The 22,913-nt window shown below is 51.9% G+C and carries 23 protein-coding genes and 3 pseudogenes; 9 read left to right on the top strand and 17 right to left on the bottom strand.

Annotated elements, in window-relative coordinates; all coding sequences use genetic code 11:
• From JCM13995_RS16980 to JCM13995_RS07950, 4 genes are all read right to left on the bottom strand, one after another.
• A partial coding sequence (locus tag JCM13995_RS16980; protein WP_162230924.1) for a mucin-binding protein occupies nt 1-1,245 on the bottom strand: 1,245 nt, incomplete at its 3' end.
• A gap of 131 nt (nt 1,246-1,376) precedes the next feature.
• Nucleotides 1,377-2,195, bottom strand: a complete 819-nt coding sequence (locus JCM13995_RS07960; protein WP_054664370.1) for a MucBP domain-containing protein — start codon at nt 2,193-2,195, stop codon at nt 1,377-1,379.
• Between the two features lie 59 nt (nt 2,196-2,254).
• On the bottom strand, nt 2,255-3,223 hold the full coding sequence (locus JCM13995_RS07955; protein WP_156314380.1) for a MucBP domain-containing protein: 969 nt from the start codon (nt 3,221-3,223) through the stop codon (nt 2,255-2,257).
• Nucleotides 3,180-3,467 carry a KxYKxGKxW signal peptide domain-containing protein gene (locus JCM13995_RS07950; protein WP_054664364.1) on the bottom strand — a complete coding sequence of 96 codons (288 nt, stop codon included), beginning with the start codon at nt 3,465-3,467 and terminating at the stop codon, nt 3,180-3,182. Before JCM13995_RS07950 ends, JCM13995_RS07955 begins: the two co-directional genes overlap by 44 nt.
• 523 nt (nt 3,468-3,990) lie before the next feature.
• Between JCM13995_RS07950 and JCM13995_RS07945 the strand changes: the two genes are divergently transcribed.
• The 8 genes and pseudogenes from JCM13995_RS07945 to JCM13995_RS07910 all read left to right on the top strand — a co-directional run bounded on the left by JCM13995_RS07945 (nt 3,991) and on the right by JCM13995_RS07910 (nt 11,432).
• Nucleotides 3,991-4,692 carry a response regulator transcription factor gene (locus JCM13995_RS07945; protein ID WP_054664361.1) on the top strand — a complete coding sequence of 234 codons (702 nt, stop codon included), beginning with the start codon at nt 3,991-3,993 and terminating at the stop codon, nt 4,690-4,692.
• Nucleotides 4,693-4,731: 39 nt separating this feature from the next.
• On the top strand, nt 4,732-6,054 hold the full coding sequence (locus JCM13995_RS07940; protein WP_054664358.1) for a sensor histidine kinase: 1,323 nt from the start codon (nt 4,732-4,734) through the stop codon (nt 6,052-6,054).
• Nucleotides 6,055-6,269: 215 nt separating this feature from the next.
• Nucleotides 6,270-6,920 (top strand): VTT domain-containing protein, encoded by a 651-nt coding sequence (locus tag JCM13995_RS07935; protein ID WP_054664355.1) that lies wholly within the window; start codon nt 6,270-6,272, stop codon nt 6,918-6,920.
• A complete protein-coding gene (locus JCM13995_RS07930) occupies nt 6,913-7,590 on the top strand; it encodes a phosphatase PAP2 family protein (RefSeq protein ID WP_054664352.1) in 678 nt (225 codons plus the stop codon). Before JCM13995_RS07935 ends, JCM13995_RS07930 begins: the two co-directional genes overlap by 8 nt.
• Nucleotides 7,572-8,519 (top strand): annotated as a pseudogene (locus JCM13995_RS07925) (glycosyltransferase family 2 protein). The gene JCM13995_RS07930 and the pseudogene JCM13995_RS07925 overlap by 19 nt, the downstream one beginning before the upstream one ends.
• 9 nt (nt 8,520-8,528) lie before the next feature.
• Nucleotides 8,529-10,493, top strand: coding sequence for a glycosyltransferase-like membrane protein (locus JCM13995_RS07920; protein WP_054664349.1), 1,965 nt, complete (start codon nt 8,529-8,531; stop codon nt 10,491-10,493).
• Complete coding sequence (locus tag JCM13995_RS07915; RefSeq protein ID WP_054664346.1) at nt 10,486-10,890, top strand: GtrA family protein; 405 nt, start codon at nt 10,486-10,488, stop codon at nt 10,888-10,890. The genes JCM13995_RS07920 and JCM13995_RS07915 overlap by 8 nt, the downstream gene beginning before the upstream one ends.
• 26 nt (nt 10,891-10,916) lie before the next feature.
• On the top strand, nt 10,917-11,432 hold the full coding sequence (locus tag JCM13995_RS07910; RefSeq protein ID WP_225350794.1) for a TVP38/TMEM64 family protein: 516 nt from the start codon (nt 10,917-10,919) through the stop codon (nt 11,430-11,432).
• Between the two features lie 142 nt (nt 11,433-11,574).
• On the opposite strand, the gene JCM13995_RS07905 is transcribed toward JCM13995_RS07910, so the two are convergent.
• The 13 genes and pseudogenes from JCM13995_RS07905 to JCM13995_RS16005 all read right to left on the bottom strand — a co-directional run.
• The gene (locus JCM13995_RS07905) at nt 11,575-12,657 is read right to left on the bottom strand and encodes a hypothetical protein (protein WP_054664343.1); all 1,083 of its coding nucleotides are present in this window, start codon (nt 12,655-12,657) and stop codon (nt 11,575-11,577) included.
• Between the two features lie 137 nt (nt 12,658-12,794).
• On the bottom strand, nt 12,795-13,373 hold the full coding sequence (locus tag JCM13995_RS07900) for a TetR/AcrR family transcriptional regulator (RefSeq protein ID WP_054664339.1): 579 nt from the start codon (nt 13,371-13,373) through the stop codon (nt 12,795-12,797).
• Nucleotides 13,374-13,426: 53 nt separating this feature from the next.
• Nucleotides 13,427-14,584: an MFS transporter gene (locus JCM13995_RS07895; protein WP_156314379.1), complete on the bottom strand. Its 1,158-nt coding sequence runs from the start codon at nt 14,582-14,584 to the stop codon at nt 13,427-13,429.
• Between the two features lie 382 nt (nt 14,585-14,966).
• A complete protein-coding gene (locus JCM13995_RS07890; protein WP_054664333.1) occupies nt 14,967-15,563 on the bottom strand; it encodes a hypothetical protein in 597 nt (198 codons plus the stop codon).
• Nucleotides 15,564-15,811: 248 nt separating this feature from the next.
• The gene (locus tag JCM13995_RS07885; RefSeq protein ID WP_054664330.1) at nt 15,812-16,033 is read right to left on the bottom strand and encodes a winged helix DNA-binding protein; all 222 of its coding nucleotides are present in this window, start codon (nt 16,031-16,033) and stop codon (nt 15,812-15,814) included.
• A gap of 11 nt (nt 16,034-16,044) precedes the next feature.
• Nucleotides 16,045-16,290 (bottom strand): NAD(P)-dependent oxidoreductase, encoded by a 246-nt coding sequence (locus tag JCM13995_RS07880; protein WP_054664327.1) that lies wholly within the window; start codon nt 16,288-16,290, stop codon nt 16,045-16,047.
• Nucleotides 16,265-16,681, bottom strand: a complete 417-nt coding sequence (locus tag JCM13995_RS07875; protein WP_054664323.1) for an NAD(P)H-binding protein — start codon at nt 16,679-16,681, stop codon at nt 16,265-16,267. Before JCM13995_RS07875 ends, JCM13995_RS07880 begins: the two co-directional genes overlap by 26 nt.
• A gap of 33 nt (nt 16,682-16,714) precedes the next feature.
• Nucleotides 16,715-17,689 carry an amidohydrolase family protein gene (locus JCM13995_RS07870; RefSeq protein ID WP_054664320.1) on the bottom strand — a complete coding sequence of 325 codons (975 nt, stop codon included), beginning with the start codon at nt 17,687-17,689 and terminating at the stop codon, nt 16,715-16,717.
• A gap of 356 nt (nt 17,690-18,045) precedes the next feature.
• Entirely contained in the window at nt 18,046-18,921 is an 876-nt protein-coding gene (locus JCM13995_RS07865) for an SDR family NAD(P)-dependent oxidoreductase (protein WP_054664317.1), read from the bottom strand.
• A 248-nt stretch (nt 18,922-19,169) separates the two neighbouring features.
• A complete protein-coding gene (locus JCM13995_RS07860) occupies nt 19,170-19,697 on the bottom strand; it encodes a PTS system mannose/fructose/sorbose family transporter subunit IID (RefSeq protein ID WP_054664314.1) in 528 nt (175 codons plus the stop codon).
• Complete coding sequence (locus JCM13995_RS16975; RefSeq protein ID WP_263849619.1) at nt 19,694-19,918, bottom strand: PTS system mannose/fructose/sorbose family transporter subunit IID; 225 nt, start codon at nt 19,916-19,918, stop codon at nt 19,694-19,696. The genes JCM13995_RS07860 and JCM13995_RS16975 overlap by 4 nt, the downstream gene beginning before the upstream one ends.
• Nucleotides 19,894-20,679 carry a PTS mannose/fructose/sorbose/N-acetylgalactosamine transporter subunit IIC gene (locus JCM13995_RS07850; protein WP_263849618.1) on the bottom strand — a complete coding sequence of 262 codons (786 nt, stop codon included), beginning with the start codon at nt 20,677-20,679 and terminating at the stop codon, nt 19,894-19,896. Before JCM13995_RS07850 ends, JCM13995_RS16975 begins: the two co-directional genes overlap by 25 nt.
• Before the next feature lie 148 nt (nt 20,680-20,827).
• Nucleotides 20,828-21,214, bottom strand: a pseudogene (locus JCM13995_RS16005) (PTS sugar transporter subunit IIB); the annotation flags it as partial.
• 670 nt (nt 21,215-21,884) lie between these two features.
• Between JCM13995_RS16005 and JCM13995_RS07840 the strand changes: the two are divergent.
• Nucleotides 21,885-22,897, top strand: a pseudogene (locus JCM13995_RS07840) (aldo/keto reductase).
• The last annotated feature ends 16 nt before the right edge of the window (nt 22,898-22,913 follow it).

The following is a 22,913-nucleotide window of genomic DNA, read 5'->3' as shown; positions in this document are numbered from 1 at the left end:
GGCACCAGTATCGCCTTTTTCACCCTGAGGGCCTTGCGCACCAGTGTCACCTTTGGCACCATCAGCACCTGTTGCCCCGGTGTCACCTTTTTCACCCTGTGGGCCTTGGGCACCAGTATCGCCTTTTTCACCCTGCGGACCTTGGGCACCAGTATCGCCTTTTTCACCCTGCGGGCCTTGATCACCAGTATCGCCTTTGGGAATCGTGATAGTCGAATCATCCGAGAAGGTGACTACGATATTCCCATCTTTATCCGGCACCTTGCTCTTGATTGTGAGCGGGGTACCAGCATCGCCGGATGGTCCCTTTTCGCCAGCCTTAGGTTTTGCGACGTACATGACCCAAATATCTTGACCTTGCGTACCGAAAGCAGAATCTGAAGTACTGTCATCCGGCAGAGTATTGATTTGTCCACCGTTCATATCTGCCGTGGCATAGTAATAAAGCACGCTTGTGTCCAGTGTTCCGCCAGCATCAGGCAAATCGAGGCCTTCACCACTCAGAGTATCGGGAATACTATAGTCTTTCGAGTAATCGTAACCCTGATCGCCAGAAACCGTGACTGGCGGCTGTAGCTCCACGCCATTGACGTCCTGATAAACGTAGTGAACCGTGCCACTGCCCTTTTCTGGAGGCGTCAGCGTATAAGTAACAGTAATGGTAGAACTACTATTGTCATCGCTATCCGCAGCAATAAAAAGCTTTGCTGCCTGTTGAACGGAGATTCCTTCTTTGCCAGCTACTGCATCAGTGACATTTGCTGGAGATGCAGTGTAACCTGGGACCACCGGTGGTGTGACCGTCTTGAATGCAGTGTCTTGGCTCCATGCACCAAAACTAACAATCTTACCGCTTGGATCATTTTCATCCACTGTGTATGGCCGAGAGAAAATCAAATCTTGCTTAGACAATTCCTGGGTCTGATCATCACGAACCGATTGAACCGTGATAGTCAGAGTCTTGTGTGTCTCTTCATAGTGCGGAAGGCTTGGATCCTTCGGCGCCTGGTGCTCCTGTAGGTTTGGTTCAGTCTTACTGTAGTTAACAGTACGCGTAATTTCAAAAGCAGTAAGAGCTGTACCCCCTTGAAGATCCGCAGTGTCCTTGATATTAGCAGGTAGCTCCCCAGAAGTGGTTAATAGAGGCGACTTAACAAGTTGATTCGTCGCTTCATCAATCTTGCCGGTCGCGCCTGCAACAACGGGAACAAACTGCGGATTGTCAGTGATCTGATCAACTAGCACAAGTTCATCATCCCCGCCAACCCCTGATGCGTTTGTTGTCCAAGGAGAGTACGTGACCGTACCATTTCCAGTCGCAGTGGCTGTACGATAAATTTTTACTGAGGCCACAGTTTTATCAGCAGGCAAACCTGTCACATCACCTGTGTAGTCAATCTTCTCAGTAATAACCCCGTTGAGATACCTCGCAAGCTCCCGTTAGGATCGCCATTGTTGAGTGACCCAGGATGATCAGGCGTATAGATTTTCGGCCCCTCATCCTTTTTCTTGTAGGTGATGAGAACCGGCTTGTTGTCTTCCGCAATCGTCATCTGGACAGTTGTGCCATCACTCACCAGAGTATAGCCAGAAATGTCTTTATCAATCCCCATCTTGGAAAAATCAACCGCTTCGCCAATTTTTCCTTCATACGAGTACGTATTCTTCTTAGTCCCGGCGTTGACCAACTCTCCAGTTGCCTGATCAACTAGTTTAACGGTCACCGTACCCTTATATTCATCCTTCTTGTAGGTGATTAGAACCGGTTTGTTGTCTTCCGCAATCGTCGTCTGGGCAGTTGTGCCATCACTCACCAGAGTATAGCCAGAAATGTCTTTATCAATCCCCATTTTGGAAAAATCAACCGCTTCGCCAACTTTTCCTTCATACGAGTACGTATTCTTCTTAGTCCCGGCGTTGACCAGCTCTCCAGTTGCCTGATCAACTAGGTTGACGGTCACTGTACCCTTCTCATCCTTCTTGTAGGTAATCAGAACCGGTTTGTTGTCTTCAGCAATCGTCGCCTGGGCAGTTGTACCGTCACTCACCAACGTATAGCCGGAGATGTCTTTATCAATCCCCATCTTAGCAAAATCAACCGCTTCACCAACTTTACCTTGGTAAGAGTAGGTGTTCTTCTTCGTGCCAGCATCGACTAACTCGCCGGTCGCCTGATCGACCAAGTTAACCGTCACTGTGCCCGTCTTGTCCTTGTCATAAATGACCGTGATAACTTGGTCACCAGGTGTGCTTGTTACAGTATACTTCTTAGTCGCATCATTAGGCGCATTGTGTAGCCAGGCACATTGAAATTCAGCCCCGAGGTAGTAATCGTGGTTCCCGTGGAGTAAGGATACTTGGCAACCTGGAAAGTTGATACGTTATTGGTATTCTTAACAGGATTACCATCCTGATCAACCAATTTAAATGACACCATGTGGGTAGTGTCGATTTTCTTGCCTTGATACGTGATAGTCAGCTCGTTACTCCCGTAATCAATAAACTGACTTGGGTGTGCCAAAGTTGCTAAAGAAGAGTTCAGACTGTCAAAATCTTTGGCACCACTGATGATGCTTTGAAGCGAATCAGCAACGGCTGAAGAGCCAACGTCGACCTTGGTCAGTGTTGGATCAAAAGTATAACCAGCAGGTGGCTTTAATGGAGAAAAGTCAATTGTGCCGTCTGCTGGAACATCGACAGTTTGGGCAGAGTTGGGAATCTCCGTACCGTTTTCGTCAAGATACTTGTAAGTCACTGGGAAAGGCTTGGCAGTATTGGTTTCGTTTGGATTGTCACCGCCACCGGTCCCCCCCCTTATCCGGGGGCGTAAGAATTTCCCCATCATCGTTGGAAATCTCAATGTCTTGCAGTTCAGTTGCGTTAGGAGAAAGTGGTTGAACATAGACTGCCACATGTCCCCGCTCTCCCCAAACAATTTTTCAACCGTTGCTGCATCAAACGTATAGGTTAAGACACCAGCGCCGCTAACTGTTTTGCTCGCACCAAACCCAAAGAAGCCGCCAGTTTGCCCAACTTGGCCAATATTAAGTTCCACTGGATCCGACTTGGTCCCAGTTGTGGTATTTGCCAAGGTGACAGGTTCAAGATAGATTGCTTTGGGTAAGCCATCGACCGTCAGTTCAATCGGCTTATTAACAGCCAAATGCCCATTACCATCATCAGTCCCTGATACGGTGATTGTGGCATAGACTTTTTTTCCCATTAATCGTATTGTACACATCGGAGTTTCGAGTTTCACTCAACGGATCCCCAGCCGCTGCTTTGACGACATGAATGCCAGAATCCGGCAACAAATTCGGCAAAGTCATCATGCTGCCGCCGATGACTGTCCCCGCAAACATAGTGAAGGCAAAACGCCAGAACTTACCGGCCTTGTACATCTTATAGTCTTTTGCGACAGGATCTGAGCGTCCCACTAAAGGACTATTTTTTGGTCGTGATTTCATAACACTCCTCCTCAAATTAAGTAAAACACCGAGCCAAGAAAAGCTTAGCCGGGTATACAAACCTAACGTTGTGAAGAGTATAGCATTAGAATACTCAGGGGTTAAATCAATTAGGCAAAAAAAACTTTTATATTTTTGGAAAAGCTTTAAGGACCAAAGCGCCTATTTAACAGTATTCCTACGTATGGATACGTTTTATGCGATTTCCATAAAATATTTGTGTGAACAAAAAATTTACCATTCTGATACCGGAATATTCACGAATATTCATACATTTGAGCCATCGCCATCTCTAACCCTGACCTTAGTTCAATGGTCCTTCACAATGGCACAGATTAGCCGACCGTCTTTAAACCGACTCTTCCCATATAGCCTCTGTCGGGTATTCTGAAGATTCTTTAGAATTGATTTAGTATTCCTACAGGGTAATTTGAAATAAACTGGCTTAAACTAGAATATACAAACTGCTGATATAACGCCGGAAATTGATAAAAAGACAACACCCCGGTTGGAGGAAAGCTTTTTGAAAACAACCATACTTTTAGTTGAAGACGAGGCCGCCCTGGCCGATTCCTTGACCACTGAATTTGAACTAGAGGACTATAACGTGATCTGGGCCAAAGACGGCCTCGAGGCACTGGATCTGTTTCACGCTAACGAGGCCCAAGTGAACCTGATCATTCTGGATTGGATGCTGCCGCACCTGGATGGGTTCAGTGTGCTGCGCCGCATTCGCAAGACAAGCCAGATTCCAATCATCATGCTGACTGCGCGGGACTACATTGGCGATAAGGTGGCCGGGCTGACCGGCGGCGCCGATGATTACATCACCAAACCGTTTGAGATGGAAGAGCTGATTGCGCGAGTCGAGGTTGCGCTCAGACATAGCCAGCCCGCGGTCAATTCAGCCACCACATACACGGTCAGCAATCTGGTCGTGGACACCGATGCGAAGCGCGTTACCCGCGGCGACAAAATCATTCAGCTGACGCAGCGCGAATACGAGCTGCTGGTGGCCCTGATCTCCAAGCAAAATGAGCCCTGCTCCCGTGAGAAACTCCTAGATACCGTTTGGGGCGTCGACTTTGATGGTCAGCCAAATATTTTGGACGTGTATGTCCGCAACTTGCGCAGTAAAATCGACAGCAACCCCAACGAGGAGAAACTGATCCACACGGTCCGCGGCGTCGGCTACATGCTCTCGGCCCAAGTCGCCAAGGAGTGACTCACATGAAAAAAACGCAATCAGTCCAGCGCCGCCATCATGCTGCGCAGCCTGATGAAGCTGATCATCGCGGTGACAATTCTCTTAGGCGTCGCGATTGTGCTGGCGGTGGGTCACCAGATGCTGGAAGAAGTCAGTGCCACCACTTCTCACATTACCAGCAGTCTCAAAAAGACTGATATCGACGGTGATGACGACTGGGAGAATTGGCGACGCAACAGTACCATCGACACGAGTCAAAGCTACGTTGTCGTCCACAATGAGCGCAAGGATGCAAAAAGAAAGCAGTACCTGTCTCCTCAGACAGAGAAAATGCTCAAAGTCGCACCAATCAAAATTCCCTTGCTGACGAATACCTATCTTCGGCCAGGACTAGGGATCTTGTATCACCGGACCGCCCATGCCCGCGGAATTTACTACACGCTGTGGCAAAACATGGACCCCCAGTTGGCGGTCCTGGTCCGAGTCATTCAGGTGACGGTCTTGCTGCTGGCGCTGACGTTGCTCATCACGCCGTTTTACATCCGGCGGCTGACCAAGCGCCTGACGGATCCGCTGACGGGTCTCTCACGCACCACCAAAGTCATCGCTTCAGCCAAGGAACCTGGTGAAATGAAGCTGCCGGTGCCGGCGCAGCCGACGGAAGTGACTGAACTCGCCACCAACTTCAACGAACTGCTGAGTCTGCTGGACGAGCGGCAGCAGCAACAAAAACTGTTTGTGATGAACGCGGCCCACGAACTGCGGACCCCAATCGCCACGATTCGCAGCCACGCCCAGTTGATCGAGCGCCACGGCGAGGCACACCCGGAAATCGTCGGCAAATCCGTGAAGTACATCACTGAGGAATCGCGGCAAATGCAGCAGCTGATTGATGAGTTGCTGCAACTTTCCCGAGCCGACCGCCTCGCCCTTGACCTAACAGAAATGAACCTGAGCGAATCGCTACAAACCATCATGCAAAAACTGACTGGCACCATTAGTCAAGAGGTGAAGGCAGACATCGCCGATGACGTCCACGTCATCGGCAACGAAAGTGCGCTGGAACAAATCATCAGCAATCTGGTCACAAACGCGGCCAAGTACTCACCTGCCGACAGTCAGATCGACGTGACGCTTAACGTGTCTGCTGGTGCGCCAGTCATCGCAGTCAAGGACCAAGGCAGCGGCATCAGCGATGAGGATAAGCAGCACATTTTTGAGCGGTTCTACCGCAGCGCAGACGTGCGCGGCACCGTGTTTGGCACCGGCTTAGGTCTGGCAATCGCCACGCAAATGGCAAAGCTGACCAACTGCGTGCTGACCGTGGCCGACAACCAACCACACGGCACGATTTTCACGCTTACTTTCCCAACTAAATAGCACATGAAACGTCCTGCAAAAAAATTTGCAGGACGTTTTTTTTCGGCTGTGACAGGCTTTATCTTAATTTTTTTCAGAAAATGGGCCTGAAATCTAGGCGTTTCGCCGCCCCACCTGAAAATTTTGAGTTTGGCTTTAGTTTTCATGAGTGGGAGCGCGCCCTTGGTGAAATAAGCTGGAACCATCAGCAAATGACAAAGTAAAGGGGATTCCGCATGTCAGTCTTACTATTAAGCTTAATACCCAACCTCAGTCAGCTCTTACCGCAATGGATCAGCCAATTCGGTAACCTAATTTACATCGGGCTCTTCGGCCTGATTTTTATCGAAACCGGCGTCGTGATTCTCCCCTTCCTGCCTGGGGACTCCCTGCTGTTCCTGTGTGGCTCGCTGGCCGCCCTCAACAATCAGGGTCTCAACATCTGGCTGCTGATCGGCCTGCTCAGCATCGCCGCCATCGCCGGCGACGCGCTGAATTTTGAAATCGGGGAACACTTCGGCAACTACCTGATGCAAAGTCAGAAACTCAGCCGGCTGATCAAGCCGAATTACATCAAGCGGTCCCAACGCTTTTTCAAAAAGCACGGCAAGCCGGCCATTTTTCTTGGTCGGTTCGTCCCAATCATTCGCACCTTCATCCCCTTTACCGCCGGCATCAGCAAAATGCGCTACCGCGACTTTGCCCTTTACAACGTGCTGGGTGGCCTGAGCTGGGTGTTGGTGGCGCTGGGTAGTGGTTACTTTTTCGGCAACATCGCAGTCGTGAAAGCCCACTTTGAATTGATCATGCTTGCAATTATCGCCATTTCGTTGCTCCCCGCTGCAATTATGGGCCTGTGCAATCGCCGAGGTGAACCCATTGAATAGTAAAGTCAAAACATTCGTCGCCAGTGGGTTATTCCTACTCCTGCTCTTTGCCGGTCTCGCGTGGGGCGTTGCCGATCATGCGCCATGGGTCCGCGGCTTTGATCGCGCAGTGAGCGGCTTTTTCGCCAGTGCGGAAAGTCCACTGAACACCGGCATTTTTAAACTCGTCGGCACGCTTGGCAGTCCTGCTACGGTGATTGGGCTGACGGCAGTGCTATGCCTCTTCTTATGGATCAAACGGGATCTCATCACCGCACTGTGGGCCTTCGGCATTCAGCTGTTTGGCTCCGCAATTGCTGAGATCATCAAGCAGTTGGTTGCACGCGCAAGACCATTGCACCAACTGGTTCCGGACACCGGCTACAGTTTCCCCAGCGGCCACACCTTTTGCACCGTGCTGTTCGTCTTCACCCTGCTGATGCTTGGGCTGCCACTGCTTCATGACCAGGAGACTAAGTTAGTGGCGGTGCTCGCCGGTATGATCTGGATCGGCCTGGTCGCCGCGTCACGCGTTTACCTGCGTGATCACTTTGCCACCGATGTCGTTGCCAGCGTGCTGCTGGCGACCGGCTACTGGTTGATCATCACCCCATTTGCTGCGGCCGTTCAAGACGCGCTGCGGCGGTGGATTCCAGAAAGGATTCAAACATTATGGACACACAAAAATTAACGATCGTTGTTCCTGCTTACAATGAAGAAGAAGTCTTACCCTCCTCAATTCAGCGCTTGCTCAGTATCGAAGAAAAAAATCGCTGAACGGAATGTGATGGGCCAGCGGGCAGATATCCTCATTGTCGACGATGGCTCAACTGATCGCACCTGGGAGATCATCAACCAGCTTCACCAAGCGCACTCGCGCGTGCGCGGACTGCGCTTCTCCCGCAATTTTGGCCATCAGTCGGCACTGATTGCGGCATGGCAGAGGCGATTAAAACTGCGGACATGATTGTGACCATCGATGCCGATTTGCAAGATGATCCGGATAAAATTAGCGAAATGGTCGATAAATATGCCGACGGCGCTGACATTGTGTATGGCGTTCGCAACAATCGCGACACCGACAGCTGGTTTAAGCGCACCACGGCGCAGGGCTATTACAAAATCCTCAAGCTACTCGGTGTCGAGTTAGTGCCGAACCACGCCGATTTTCGGCTCATGTCCAAGCGCGCGGTGGAGACTTTTCTCAGCTATCCGGAGCGCAACATGTTCATCCGCGGTATCATTCCCAAGCTCGGGTACAAAACCGACGCCGTTTACTACAAGCGCACCCCGCGCATGGCCGGTGAATCCAAGTATCCGCTCAAAAAGATGCTTGCTTTTGCCTGGGATGGCATCACCAGCCTGACCATCGCGCCAGTGCGGCTCATCCTGATTCTCGGGACCGCCGCCACTTTGCTGGCCATCGCCATGATGGCGTACGCAGTCATCATGAAAATGCTCGGGCTCACCGTTCATGGTTGGTCCTCGCTGATGGTTTCGCTGTGGTTCATCGGCGGCGTGCAAATGATCAGCCTCGGCGTGATTGGTGAGTACATCGGCAAGCTGATGAATGAAGTCAAGGAACGGCCACGCTACACGATCCAAGCCAAACTGAATTAGGTGATCCTGATGACACGAAAATATAAACCGGCTGTTTTGCCTTTGATTCTCATCGGCTGCTTGCTTGTTGGCCTCATCAGCAACTTGGTCTCAGGCGCAGGGCTCGCGGTGCTTGTTACGGCTGTGCTCCTCTTTGCCTCTTCACGTTTAATTGGACCGCAACTCAACCGTCTTGCTGCGAAAAAGGTGATCTGGGGCGTCGGAATTGGTCTGGTGCTCATGGTGATCGGTCAGCTGGTGGTCCTCAAAAGTATGCCGGTCACGGTTTACCACGACCCTTACCGGCTCCTTTCGCAAGCCGATCAATTGGCGGCTGGTCACCTGACGTGGCACATCACATACTTCTGGCGCTATGCCAACAACGTGCCATTGGCCTACCTATTATCTATGTGGCTGCGGCTAAACAATCTGATTGGACTGACCACAAACGGCGCCGTGCATCTTCTAAGCCTCTTGCTGCTTGACTGTTTCATTGTGCTCGCACTACGCACAGTGTGGCAGCTCAGCCACCGCAACAGCCTGCTGCTGGGCAGTTTTGCCTTTCTCGCCTGCACGCCCTTCGCTTATACCTACTTTCTGCAGGTTTTTTATTCCGATCTGCCGTCGATGTTGCTTCTGCTGATCATCATACGTATTTTCTGGCAATGGCCAAGTAACACGCCTGCTCAGCAGGTGCGAGCAGGCATTGGACTGACTGTCGCCGTTGTACTGGGTGCACTGATCAAACCAAATCTCATTGTGCTGATCCCGGCGCTCGCAATTATCGCCCTGATCCTGCATCATCGGCATTTGCTAAAACCGCTGAAATTATGGCTGCCGATGGTCCTCGTCGTAGTCGGTTTTGGGCTAAGTGTCCCAGCCAATAAGGGCATCGATGCGGTCAGTCATTACACTCCAAAGACAGAATTTGCTTTCCCCACCACGAACTGGCTGTTAATGGGCGTCAACGCCAAAAGTAACGGCATGTATTCTAAACACGACGCAAAGGTGGCTATCCAATTGCCAAGCCAAGCGGCCCGGCAGCGCCACGACCTCACGTCAATCAATAAGCGCGTTGCTCACCTTGGACCCTTGGGGCTCGTCAAACTGTGGGTGACCAAGCTGGGTATCCTCTTGAACGTTCAGCACATTGGGAATTGGTACAACGGCGGTTTTCGCGCCGCACCGACTTGGTACCAGCAACATGCACAGACGCTTCAGGTGCTCACCGCAGTCGGCTACACGGCGGCGACCTTGACCCTATGGTTGACCCTGATCATGCGGCTGCTCGGATGGCAGCCGGATTGGCAAAAAGGCAGTGAGGTTGCTGGAATGCTTGCCCTGATCACGGCACTGGGTTACCTCGCTTTCCACACGCTGCTTTGGGAAACCGAAGCCCGTTACGGCCAAATTATTCTGCCCTTGACCCTGTTTGTCTTGGCCAGTGTCCCCCTTCCGGTCAAGTCGAAATCCGCCGTCAACCGCCCGGCGTGGCTACCGCCAACTGTCCTTGTCTTGACGTTAGCCAGTATGCTCGGCTTGAGTCACCTTGTGGGCACCATCCAGCCGCAAACGGCGGTGGTGGCAGCTCAGCGCAGTCAGCTGTCTGAGCAGTACCACGCGAAGCCGACCCAGATCAAACCGGGGACTCTAATGACTGAGAAAGTGACTTTGAATGGCCCAGCGGATTATTTTTCTGTCCAGATTCACGCCCAGTCAATGGTCGCTGTTACACTTACCCAGCTAACCAGCGGCAAAACTTATCATCTCACCGATGCGCGCTCGGTTTATCGGCTGCATCACAACCTTGACCGCGGTCGCTATCAAATTACCGTGCAAAACCGCAGTCGCATGCACCAAGCCGTTGATGTTGTTCGCACCTACCGCTATCGTCTGAGTGCTTCACCATTGGTCATCAACGGAACCAAACACAAGACGGCATCTCTCATCTACACGAGTCTGCTCCATTCCTCTAGGAGGTCGTATCATGGATAAACGGATTTCAACGCTATACGTCAGGTACGGCGAGGCCTTACGATACCTCATCGTCGGCGGCCTCACCACGCTGATCAACATCGTGCTGTTCTTTGGGCTCACGCATCTGGGCATCGCCTGGTTCTGGGCCAACATCGCGGCATGGGTGCTCAGCGTGCTGTTCGCCTTTGTTGCTAATAAAAAAGTCGTCTTTGCCTCTGCTGACATGACGCCACGCACCGTGTTCAAAGAGGCAGTCAGCTTCTTCAGCCTGCGTGGGGCCTCACTTTTGGCCGACACCGCTATCTTGTTTGTTGGCTTGACGCTTCTTCACGGCTCACCGATTATCGTCAAAATCATTGATCAAGTCGTCGTGATTGGCCTGAACTACGTGTTCAGCAAGCACATCTTCTCCTAAACTCAGCTCGCGAAAGGAGGGCTCAGATGGCGCGCTCGCGTAAAATGCTTCGACTGGCCCAAGCTTTGGGCTTAATGGCTATGCTGGTGCTGACCTTGATTGCTTTGCGCACCAATCGGCTGACTTCTCTGGCGGCGATTCAGGCTACCGTGCAGCAGGCCGGCTTCTGGGCTCCGACTCTGTTTGTTGGGTTACAAATCATCCAAGTCTTTTTCCCCATTATTCCCGGCGGCCTATCCACGATCGCTGCCGTCGCCATTTTCGGACCGGTTTGGGGCTTTATCTATAATTACGTTGGCATCGGTCTCGGTTCGATCGCCGCGTTCAGTCTTGTCCGCCGCTTTGGAAAAAGCTTTCTTGAAGATCTGGTCCCTGCCAAAACGCTCGCCAAATCCCAGCATTACCTAAATGGAGGCAATTTTGACCGCATGTTCACGATTGCGATTCTCCTGCCTGTTGTACCAGACGACCTGCTCTGCATGCTGGCCGGTCTGACCAAAATGTCGCTGAAAAAAATTTGTGACCATTATTGTTTTGTGTAAACCCTGGACAATATTGGCTTACAGTCTCGGAATGAATTCGATATTTCAACTCATCCTCGCCTTTGGGCAAAATAACCGCCAGGTCTTTAAAAGCCGACTCAATGTGTTTGAAATTGAGCCGGCTTTTGGCGTATCACCAATGCTACTTCATCAAGTTGCCTAGATCCAGCTTCACCACGCGGTCCGCGTGCAAGCCCAACTTGGCCTTACGATAGCGCGCCGAGCCGGATTCAAACAACACGTAAAGATCCTCGCCATCCGCGTAAATCTGTTCCAGATACGGCGGCAGTTTCACTGTTTTCAGCGTGTCATCCCCGTCGAAATCCAGCCAAGTCCGCTGGCCATCGTTATCAAACGCCAGAATGCTGGACGAATTGGGACCAAAGGACTGCGAAAATAAAATCTCGCCGTGATAGAACGTGACGCCCTGCAGTCGCTTGCTCGTCGTATAACTGCCTGGGTGGTTGGCACCGCGCAGCTCGACTCGGCGGCGATTGGCAACATCAGGCATGCCCTGTTCAGTCAGTGGCAGCGCCACAAAACTGCCTTGGGTGCTTTGGTCGAAGAACCCAACGTACAGCGCGTTGTTGTGGTAAGTCAGAAACGAGGCGCGCTTGACCCGATTTAACGACACGACTTGGTCAAACTGACTGGCGTGATGGCCGTGAGCAAAGTTAGCTTGCTGCCAGGTCTTTGCGTCATATGCCGAAAGAGACGCAGTATTCTGCGCCGTTTCAGTCGTCACCCACAGCCGCTTGCTGACTGGGTCGTAGGCCAAGCCGCCGACGTGAGAAGCATTGGGCAGGACCATCTGCTTCACAAAGCGGCCGGACCGTTTACTTAGAAAATACAGCACCGAATCATACTGATTGTCGCGACTGTACGCCGAAATCACGACATATTTTGGCGTCACCGTGAGGCCCTGCGGATCCATCGTTTTGCTGATTCCGACTTGGCCCTTGACACCTGTCGTCAATGACTTGGTTTGCCCCAGTCCTGGAATCACATACGTATCCGGTTTAGCATCGTGATCAAGCGCCGGCTTTAAGGCTGGGTACTGCTTCGTGAACTGCTGGTAAAATTGCTTCTGCGAGGTCAATGCTGCAGTGGTGCTAGTCCCGTCGATCAACCCGCGCTGACGCTGCCCATAGGCGTACCAGCCAATCACCGCAAGAACCGCCACGCATACTGCAGAAAGCGTCAGCCACCGTTTTTGATGTTGCATCTAAAATCCTCCAACCACTCTGGATTCGTTCCCCCGCTTTTCTCGATTATAACGCCACGCGCGAAGGAACAGCTGGGCCGTCACACAAAAACGAAAAGCCCGCTCAATTTTTCGTGTGATTGAGCGGCCGTATCCGTCTAACTTTTAATCAACCCAGCTAAAGAAAGGTCAATGATAGTCTGCAAATCAGCCAAGGTCACAGTCTGGTGATTGACCTGCTTGCGCGTGAGCAGCGCCTTCATCGGGGCAAACAGCAGGACGTGAATATCGTCAGGATCAGCAGTCACTAAGAGATCCGCAGCAATCGCCTGTGCATAGAGCTGCCGCAGCGGCGTGACCACTTGTCTGAACTGCGCGCGTGCTTGATCCGACACTGCCCCAGGGTTGGATTCAACCGCCTCAATGTATTGCCACTCCAGCGGGTACTTTAATGCCATCTTGGCCATGTACAATGCCGCGAGCCGCAGCTGAGCTTGAATGGTCTGACCTTTCGTGATTGCCACTGCCAGGCCCGCATTGATCTCATCCTTGACCGCCACGTAGATTTTGGCCAGCATGTCCGCCTTGTCTCGGTAATACACAAACGGCGTGCCGGAACTGACCCCAGCCTGAGCCGCAATTTTACTGAAGGTCAGCCCCTGGATGCCTTCGCTGCTCACCAGCGCCAACACGGCGCGCGTGACCCGGGCTTTTTTTTCTTCGTCTATTGTTCGCATATCTCAATCCTGATGACTTTCATGTGCAAAAGCAAGCGCATTTTCGGCGGCAATCAAAGCGCTTCTTCATCCATCCGCTGATTTTTCAACAGCGTTACCGCAATCGCCAGTCCAAGCAGCGCGATCACCATCAAAATAGCGTAGGCCACGTTGATTCCGGCAATTGTGGTTTCCTTACCCGGTGACACCTGAGCCGTGACGGCGACTAAGGCAGTGCCAACAATCGTCCCCAGCATCTGCCGGCCAGACACAATGATTGCGTTGCCGTGACTCATTTCCTTCACCGACAGCTCACTGACCGCGTATGGTACCAGTGGCGTCATGATCAAGGACATCCCAAAACTAAGCAAAATGTAACCCACTGCTGCTAACCAAAGCGGACTGTTCGCATGCAGGACGAAGGCCAAGCCGCTGGCACCAAGCGCAACGCTGGCAGTGCCCAGAATACCGACCACGCGTGCGCCTTTATGATCAAGCAGCCACCCACCCAGTGGATTCGCAACCAAGTTGCACAACGCCCCGGGCAACATCGCCAGCCCGGCAATCGTGGCCGAATAACCCAGCGCCGATTGCAGCATCAGCGGCACCAGCATCACGTCGGTCATGTTGACCGCATAGCCCACGACAATCAATGTCATGGTCACAGTGAAGCGCCGACTTTTAAACACTCGCAACTGTAAAAATGGCGACGGCACTCGAAACTGACGGATACCGAAGACGACTAACAGAACTAGCCCAATCAGCATCTCAACCACTTGGGTCTCTGACACCCCAATCATGAGGACCGCAAAGCCGATTGAATACAGGATGGCCGAGATGACGTCCAAACTTTCAGTCGTCGTTTTACCGACGTTGTGCACCATTCTCACGCCCATTAGTAGCGCAACCAGACCAATCACCAACATCAGGATAAAGATTGACCGAAAACCAAAGTGATCACTTAGCACTCCGGCAATCGTGGGCCCAATCGCCGGCGCAAATGCCAGCACGATGCCCATCACCGCAAAAGCCGCGCCTTGCTGACTGCTGGGATAGCTGTTCATCAGGACGACCTGCGTCAACGGCAGCATCACGCCGGCGCCAACCCCTTGAATCAAGCGGCCAACCAGTAGCAGCGGAAAACTCGGGGCGACCAGCGAGATCACAATGCCAACTGTGAACAGACACATCGTCGTCAGGAATAAGGGGCGAGTCGGGATACGGTTGATCAAAAAAAGCCGTGAATGCAGAGACGATACCCAAAATTAAAATGTAGCCCATCGTCAGCCACTCGCCTTGCGCCTCACTAATGTTAAACGCCTGCGAAATCTGCGGCACACTGGCAGTCATCAGGCTTTGGCCCAATGACGATAGAAAGGCCGCAATCATTAGTGGCACAACCATCGCGTGCGAATTCTGACTAGTTTTACTCATTTGATTCCCCATCGCTTCCAGATCTTCCAACTGGTTCAACGTTCTTAATACTAATTGTTTATTTAGTTTAAATCAAACCATCAGAGGCTGACTGCCCTTACAACCCCGGTGAGCATCATGAGCGCAGGCAAAAAAATCCAGCCGCTTATCGACTGGATTTTGATTCTGTGCGCTAGGGTCTTAAGCCACTGGAAGCGGCGCCGGCAGCTGTGGACCCAGCCCGCGCCGGGCAAGGATCCAGTCATCGCCATTCCACATCTCAGTTTTCTGCCGATTAGCAGAGAAGTCCCAGTAACTCTGGCGTTCAAACTCGAGAACGACCCCGTTTGGGCCGAGGCCGATCCATTCGTAACTGCCGTCATCGACCATGTTGGCATACTTCGCCCATTCCAGCGGGATCGTCACCGTCTGGCCTTGGGCATTAACGTAGGTCCGCGTCTGACCGGTCAAGCTGCGCAGTTCTTCAAGCTGCTCGCGATAAGCGGGATCGACTTCCTGCCAAATCTGTTCAGCTTTGGCAAAAGCCTGATCCTCACTGGGTAACTTACCAGTCAGTGGTTGAGTCAACGCGTTGTAGGAATACAAGTAGCCATCGTCACCATAAATCACGGTGACGTGTTCACGGTTGAGCGCTTCTTTTGGCAAACTGGCCGGCTGATAACGACGCAGGTGAACCTGCTTGCCGTTGCGTGGAACTAATTTTTCAACGACGATCTGATAACCATCTGGAATAATCAGATCTGGATAAGTGTGCTGATTAAGCGTTAATGCTGGCATGACATTCCTGCTTTCTAAGTTAAGGGTCTATTTTGAATCAAGCTGTGTGATTCGATGTAAAACGGCCAAGAAATCTGCCTGAGTCACGCGTCCATCAGCGGCTGTCAGGCACTCACTGAGGACTTTCTCTTGGGCATCAAGCGCCGCCTTCACTTTCGGATACAAGTCTTCACCAGCTTCGGTGAGCCAAAGCTGGTAGCGCCGGCCATCCGTTGTGGACTGACGCTTATCGACAAAGCCTAAGTCGACTAGCCGGGAAATTTCCGGTTGACATTACTTTGGTGCCGGCTGTCTTCCCGCACCAGTTGATCTTGGGTGACACCAGGATCATCATGCAATTTCAACACGAAGAAATACTGGCTGCTATTGACGCCAAGCGGTTTTAATCGCCGTTCAAGCACGCGAAGGGCAATATTGGACGCGACATGTAATTGTTTCATGATGGTCTGATCGTTTTTATCACGCATCATCAAAGGCCTCTCTAGGCGTCGACTACGGAGAATTGTTCCCGTGTATGCTTTGGCTGCTCGCTTTCGTCCAGCAAAGCAGCGGCGAAGTTTGCCACTGAAATTTCTTCTTTTCCTGCAGCACTCTGGATGATGTGGCTGCCGCCGATTCGATAGGCCGTCTTCGGTCCATCCGTAAAATCGGTGGATGGCGTGATGGCAGTCCAGTGCACATCGTCAACCAACTTCAGAAATTCAAACTCGCGATTTTGCTCGATCATTCCATCCAGCCAAGGTTCGCCGGCAAACCGCTTTTGCGTATCCGCCAGCAGGGTGCTGCCATCGTCTTTGATCAGTGTGGAAGCACCAATCACAAAAAAACAACTGGGTCGTTTTGTCTTCGCGGAAGAAACTGATCAACCGCGTCGCTAAGTCGACATGCTCGTAAGGAGTTGACGAAGCAAACGCGTCAACGACCACATCCAAGTCTGATAAGTCGTTGTGTGTCAGCGCCATGGCGTCTTTTTCCAGAATGGTCGCTTGATCATCGAAAAGGGTCTTCGCCTTTTGGGCATTGCGAACGATAGCCGTGACTTGGTCGCCGCGGTTAATTGCTTCTTTCATGATGGCCTGGCCAACGTGACCAGTGGCACCGATAATTCCAATTTTCATAAGTGTGTTCTCCTTTAATTGTGTGAAGTTGCGTTATTTAAGGTCAAAGACGGTCTCAGCAGTACCGTGGGCAATTGCTTCACGTTGCGCATCTGTGATGTCAGCTTGTTCAAGGAACTGACGGACTTCATTACCGGACTGAACATAAGGAAAATCCTCGGACCACATGATGTGATCGGCACCCATCTCAGTGAGGACCAACTGCATTTGCGGCGCAGTGAACATGCCGGATGGTGACAGGTAAACCTGACGCTTGTAGTAGTCCGAGAACTTCAGCGGCAGATCAGTGATAATTGGGCTGAAGCCATCGATCCGTTCCGGGAACATTGGGACAAATTCACCCCAGTGACCGGAAGCAATCTTGAAGTGCGGGTACTTCTCCATGATGCCGGACGTGATGATCCTAAGCATCTGAATGCCCTGCTCCATGTGCCAGCCCCACATTGCCCCGGCCATCATCGTGGCCCCTAATGCGTTGTAGGCCTTGCTGTCGTACAGCATCGCCTTTTGATCGTTGCTGATGACGCCTGGGTGAAGATAAAGTGTCGTGCCCAGCTTGTCAGCAGCCGCGAAGATTGGCTCAAACTTCGGATCATCCAGGAACTGGCCGTTCACGCTGCCGGAAATGATGCCGCCTTTCAAGCCCAATTTAGTGACCGCATAATCAAGCTCCTTAGCGGCTTCGTCTGGTGTATTAGCTGGCAAGGTTGCCAAGCCGGCAAAGCGATCCGGATACTTGCTGATGTTTTCGGCTAGTGTTTCGTTTTGGGCGTGCGCGCCATCAACGGCGTATTGATCGGGCAGGACCTGTGGTGAATTGCCGGCATCGGAAATCACCTGAAAATCGATCCCGTACTTATCCATGTAAGCAACCTTGTTACTGAAGTCAACGAGGTCCGGGCGCAGCTGATCTTGGCGCGGATTGTTGTTCTTCACTTCTGAGTACTGATTGAATTCCTTGATGTTCCGATCTGTATCATAATGCTCTTCAACGGTAACAAGTTTCAACTTGATTCCTCCTAAAATAATCGCGATGGTAGGCAATCTAGCTTAGTCCGCCAGATTTGATTTATATGCGTACGCATAGTATTGGCTAAAAAATTTGACCGGTTAATACCCGGCCTTAGCGCTTTGACAATTTACTTACCAAAAGTAGCTAATTCTCAACGCAAAATGAGTATAGCACATTTATATGCGCACGCATAGTGTTTCTTCAAAATAATTTTAGATGACTTTCGGACCAGCACCTATGGCACCAAAGTGGGTACTACAAGACCTTTTGGCTGACGGAAAAATATCCTCCTCGTCAGCGACGTCAAGGCCATTGGCAAGGAGGATATTTTAATTGGCGCAATGTTCTGACACTACTGGGCTAAACCCACAGCCTTCATGCTGAAATTCCAAAGCTCATCTTGAATCTGCTGATCATAAGACATTTCCGATGACCGCACCGGCTTGTCACTGCTGCGGTCAAAATACCGTGCCGGACCCTCAGCGAACTTGTCATCCACCATCAGATTTTTGATCATAGTCCCCGAGTCCTTCGCGGTGCTGAGTAAGTCCGCCACCTGCGCCATCATTTCCGGCGTGAAGCGTGCTTTATTCTTGGACAACCCCGTCTCGATCATGAGACCTGGATTAACCGTGTTCACCACGATGTGTTTGCCTGCAGCAGTCAGACGGCGATCCAACTCGTAGGTGAACAGGACCGCGCACAGCTTGGAGTATAGATAACTCCGCTGATCCGCCGCAGCATCCCGGCCAGGGTAAGCCAATGCCTCGACACCTGGCCAATCAACACCCCTGAGTGGAGTATCGTGGCGCTCACTGCTGACCGTCACAACGCGACTGTCATCTTGCATCAGCGGCAGCAGCAACTGCACCAGCAAAAAGTGGCCGAGGTAATTGGTCTCGAAAATATTGTTGAACCCGTCAGCAGTTTCACTCGCCGTGCGACCGGCAATGCCAGCGTTGCAAACCAGGCCGTAAAGCGGCTCACCGAGCGCCTTGAACGCCCCGACAAAGGCCCGAACTTTAGCAAGCGAAGAAGTGTCCAATTCAAGACATGTCAGGTTAGCTTCTGGCGCAGTCTTGAGAATCTCTTCGCGGGCCGCACTCGCTTTCGCCATGTTGCGGCAAGCCATGATCAGGTGATAATCACTCCCCTGTTCAGCAATTTGCTTAGTGGTTTCAAAGCCCAGCCCAGAATTAGCACCGGTAATAATGATTGTTTTTGTCATTTATCTGTCTCCTTAGTGGTCAGCCTCAAATGGTCTGACCCTTTCACTCTGTTTATACTTTTTTCAGCTCACATTAATTGGTGCAGGTCCTCAGTTAGGACCAAACTACCAATACAATCCTAAAGCAAAAGTAGTGTACCACTTTTATATGCGCATGCATAGTATTTTGAAATTTGTTATAAAAAAAGCCTCAAACCCTCAGCTAATCTGAGCGTTCAAAGCTTTTTCCAGAGACATTAATCTGCGGATTATTTCAGGATCCCGGTCAGTGAAAGCACAATTGCCGCGACAATAATGAGACCCATCAGCCGTACAGGCTTTTGCCCTTTGCGCAGGAGGTAGAAAAGTCCCAAGAACAGCAGCACTGGCAGCAAGTCCGGCACAATACTGTTGAGAATGGACTGAATATTGATTTTGACCTGCCCTACGGCAAATTTCAGTGGTGTGCCCACCGTAATCGTGGTGGGAATCAAGGCCCCGAGCACCATCATCCCCAGCGCACCTAACGAATCCGTGACACGCGCAATCTTGCCGCCTTTGAGCAAACTCGTCACACTCGCTTGGCCCAAGTGATAGCCCGAGTAAAAGCAGATATGACCGACAATCAGCGCGTACGCGCAGAACAGGACGACGAATAAAATTGGGCCCAGCGCGCTCCCGTTTTTGGCCATATCAATGCCGATTCCCAGCAGGATAACTTTGACTAGCGACTGCGTAATGGTATCGCCGATGCCGGCAACCGGCCCCATCAACGCGGCCTTGAGGTTGTTGATCATGTCGCCGCTGAGGGAATCATCGTTGGCTTTTTTTTCTCTTCGAGCGACGCGACAATGCCGGCAATCATGGAGCCAAAAGTGTTCTCCGTATTGTAATACGTCAGCTCACGAGTAAGGCCTTCCGCCAGCTTGTCCTTGTCATTGGGATACAGCTCCTCCAGCACATAAGACATCGCGTGGGCAAATCCAAGGCCCATCATCCGCTCGTAGTTGTAGCAGATCTGGCCCCAAGACTGCCATGCAAACCAGGTCTTCCGCAGCGTTTTCTTACTAAGCTTTTTTTGGCGTTTGTTCCATCGTGCTGACCTCCTTGTGGCATGTAGTAATAGTGCAGCAGCGCGAGCCCGGTCCCAATAATGGCGATGGCCATCACGTCGAGTTTCAAATAAGCGGCAAGCGCGAACCCAATCAAAATGAACGGAATGGTCGACTTTTTCGCCAACACCTGCATCAGCATCGCTAGGCCCAGCGCCGGCATCATTTTGCCGATCAACATCAAGATATTGGTGATCTGCACCGGCAGTGCTGCCATGAAAGCTGCAAAGTAATGACCGCCGAAGTACACGCACAGAAACGCAGGGATGAAATACGTAATAAACGGCACAATCTGCGACGCAAACAGGTTCATTCGCCGCACGCCGCGCACATCCCCAGCCGCCGCATAAGTGTCAGCGCGGTGGACCCAGATCGGGTTCAGCGCCATTTTGGCGTTCTGACACAGCACACCGAGCAGCCCAAGGGGTGTCGCAATCGCCAGGCCCGTGGCCGCGGAACTACCAGACATCATCGTCATTGCAACGCCCAGGTAACCCGCGATGGCCATTTCATTCGGCAGTGTGCCGCCAACAGCAAGCAGCCCAATGTACGCCATTTGAATCGTTGCGCCAACCTGCAAGCCGTATGTCAGCTGCCCCAGCAGCAGACCGTCGATCAGGCCGGCCACCAGCGGCGCGCCGAAGTAAAATGCCCAGCGCGACCACATCGGCAGCGCCGAACTGGTCAACCAGCACAAGGCCGCGATGATGACTGCAATAAAGAAGGTATTCATGCGCGCACCTCCTGCTGATAAGCAACGCGCCGGTCACTCGGCAGCATCTGCAAATAGACGTCGGTTCCAGTTGTTGCAGCTCATGCATGGCCGCGCGTTCGGTCTGGTTAGCGAAAACCCGACGAGTCAACGGCGTGCGGTCTGGTGCACTGCCCATGTTGCCGATGTTGAGGCTGGGCAGAGCTGCGCCGGCCTTGACCAGTGCCGCGGCCGCGACTGGCGTTTTGAACAGGACAAAGAAGTCGGGCTGACTGTCATCCTGAAGCATCTCAGCGGCCTTAGCCACCGGCTGAATGTCGATCGTGATATCGGCCGGGGCGGACATCGCCAGCACCGAGGAAGTAAACTCGTCTGCGGCCAGGGCATCATCGATAATCAAAATATGCGACACTGGGTACTGCTTGATCCAGCTGGTCATGATCTGACCGTGAACCAGCCGTTCATCTACACGTGCGAACTTGATTGCCATAAAGTAGCCTCCATTGGACCAGATACACAAAAAAATCCGCCCATAAACAGCTAGTTACTGTTTAAGGACGGATTCTTCCGCGGTGCCACCTTAATTGGACGGATACTCAAAACACGTACCTCGTCCCACTTAGCGAAGAGCTAACACTCTTCCGACAACTGACGTATGTCTCACGTACAGGCTGACTTGACGGCGAGCGCCGGTGCCGCAACGGACTCACGGATAACCAATCACTCGCTTGAGCGCGTGATTGGTTATCTGAAGTCCTAAGTGCGCGACACCTGCGCTCAGGTTCTTTTGGCCTGTCCCTCAGTGGTCCATTTGACTGCCTGCGTTCGACGACATTCCCAGCTCCGGTCGCTCTCTGTGCGTGCACAACAGTTTTGATCTCCACATCAACGGTTTATGGACGAATTATTTTGTTAAATACACGGTACATCGTTTTGATGAGAAAATCAACATCGTAATCTAATCGAATCTTACTTTTCACCTTTTACCGCCCATTGCTTGAATGGTGTTCACCACAATCATTAATCCGCCATTTCAAGCGCATTCTCGCGCCGGCCAGAAGTCAAGTAAACGGTGTTAGAATAAGTACTGGAAGCTCAATTAAACTAATCACCAGTGTGGTGTAATAGGGACACGCACCACTACGAAAAGGGGCACAACTATGAAACAAATTAAACTGGGTCAAACAGGCATCTCAGTCTCTCGACTTTGCGTTGGCGGTATGAGCTTTGGTCAAGCCGGCACCATGCACGCTTGGACGCTGGATCAGACCGCCACCACAAAAATGGTCAAGACTGCGCTTAATCTCGGACTCAACTTTTTTGATACTGCAAACTCCTACTCGAAAGGAACTGGTGAGGAATACCTTGGCCAGGCCCTGCGCGACAACGACGTGCCTCGCGACCAGGTCGTTTTGGCGTCCAAGGTCTACTTCAACCCAGGCCGACTCAGCAGAGCCGCCATTCATCGCGAAATCGATGGCAGCTTGAAGCGGCTGGGCACCGACTACCTTGACCTGTACATCATTCACCGCTTCGACTACGACACGCCGATTGAAGAAACCATGTCGGCGCTCAACGACCTGGTCGTCGCCGGCAAGGTCCGGGCCATCGGCGCCAGCGCGATGTACCCTGAGCAATTCGACGCCATGCAGCAAATGGCCCAAAAACATGGCTGGGCCACTTTTCAGACCATGGAGAACCACTACAATCTGCTGTACCGCGAGGACGAAAAGGCCCTGATCCCGTTGACTCAAAAATGGGGTGCCTCACTGATGCCGTATAGTCCACTTGCAGCCGGACACCTCAGCCATCCTGGCTGGAATACCGACACGCTGCGCAGCCGCACGGATAAGGTGGCTAAGGGTAAGTACGACAACATGGAAGAAAACGACTTGGCCATTATCAAACAGGTCGAAGCCGTAGCGGCAAAGCGCCACGCCGCCATGAGTCAAGTCGCCCTGGCCTGGCTGTGGGCCAAAGGGGTTGCCTCTCCAATCGTTGGTGCCACCAAGGAAAACCACCTGCGCGAGGCGGTTAAAGCCCAGCAGGTGGATTTGGACGAAGAAGACGTCAAAGCACTGGAAGCCCCTTACCAGCCGCACCCAGTGTTGGTGCGCTAGACCAAAACCCGCCGGCCGGCACCATTTTGGTTGACGAGAAAAAGGAAAAATAAAATGAGCCTCAATTTT

It is taken from the genome of Lacticaseibacillus camelliae DSM 22697 = JCM 13995 (genome assembly GCF_001311195.1).
In the GTDB taxonomy this organism is placed as follows: Bacteria; Bacillota; Bacilli; order Lactobacillales; family Lactobacillaceae; genus Lacticaseibacillus; species Lacticaseibacillus camelliae.
This window is presented reverse-complemented; position numbering and strand designations above follow the sequence as displayed.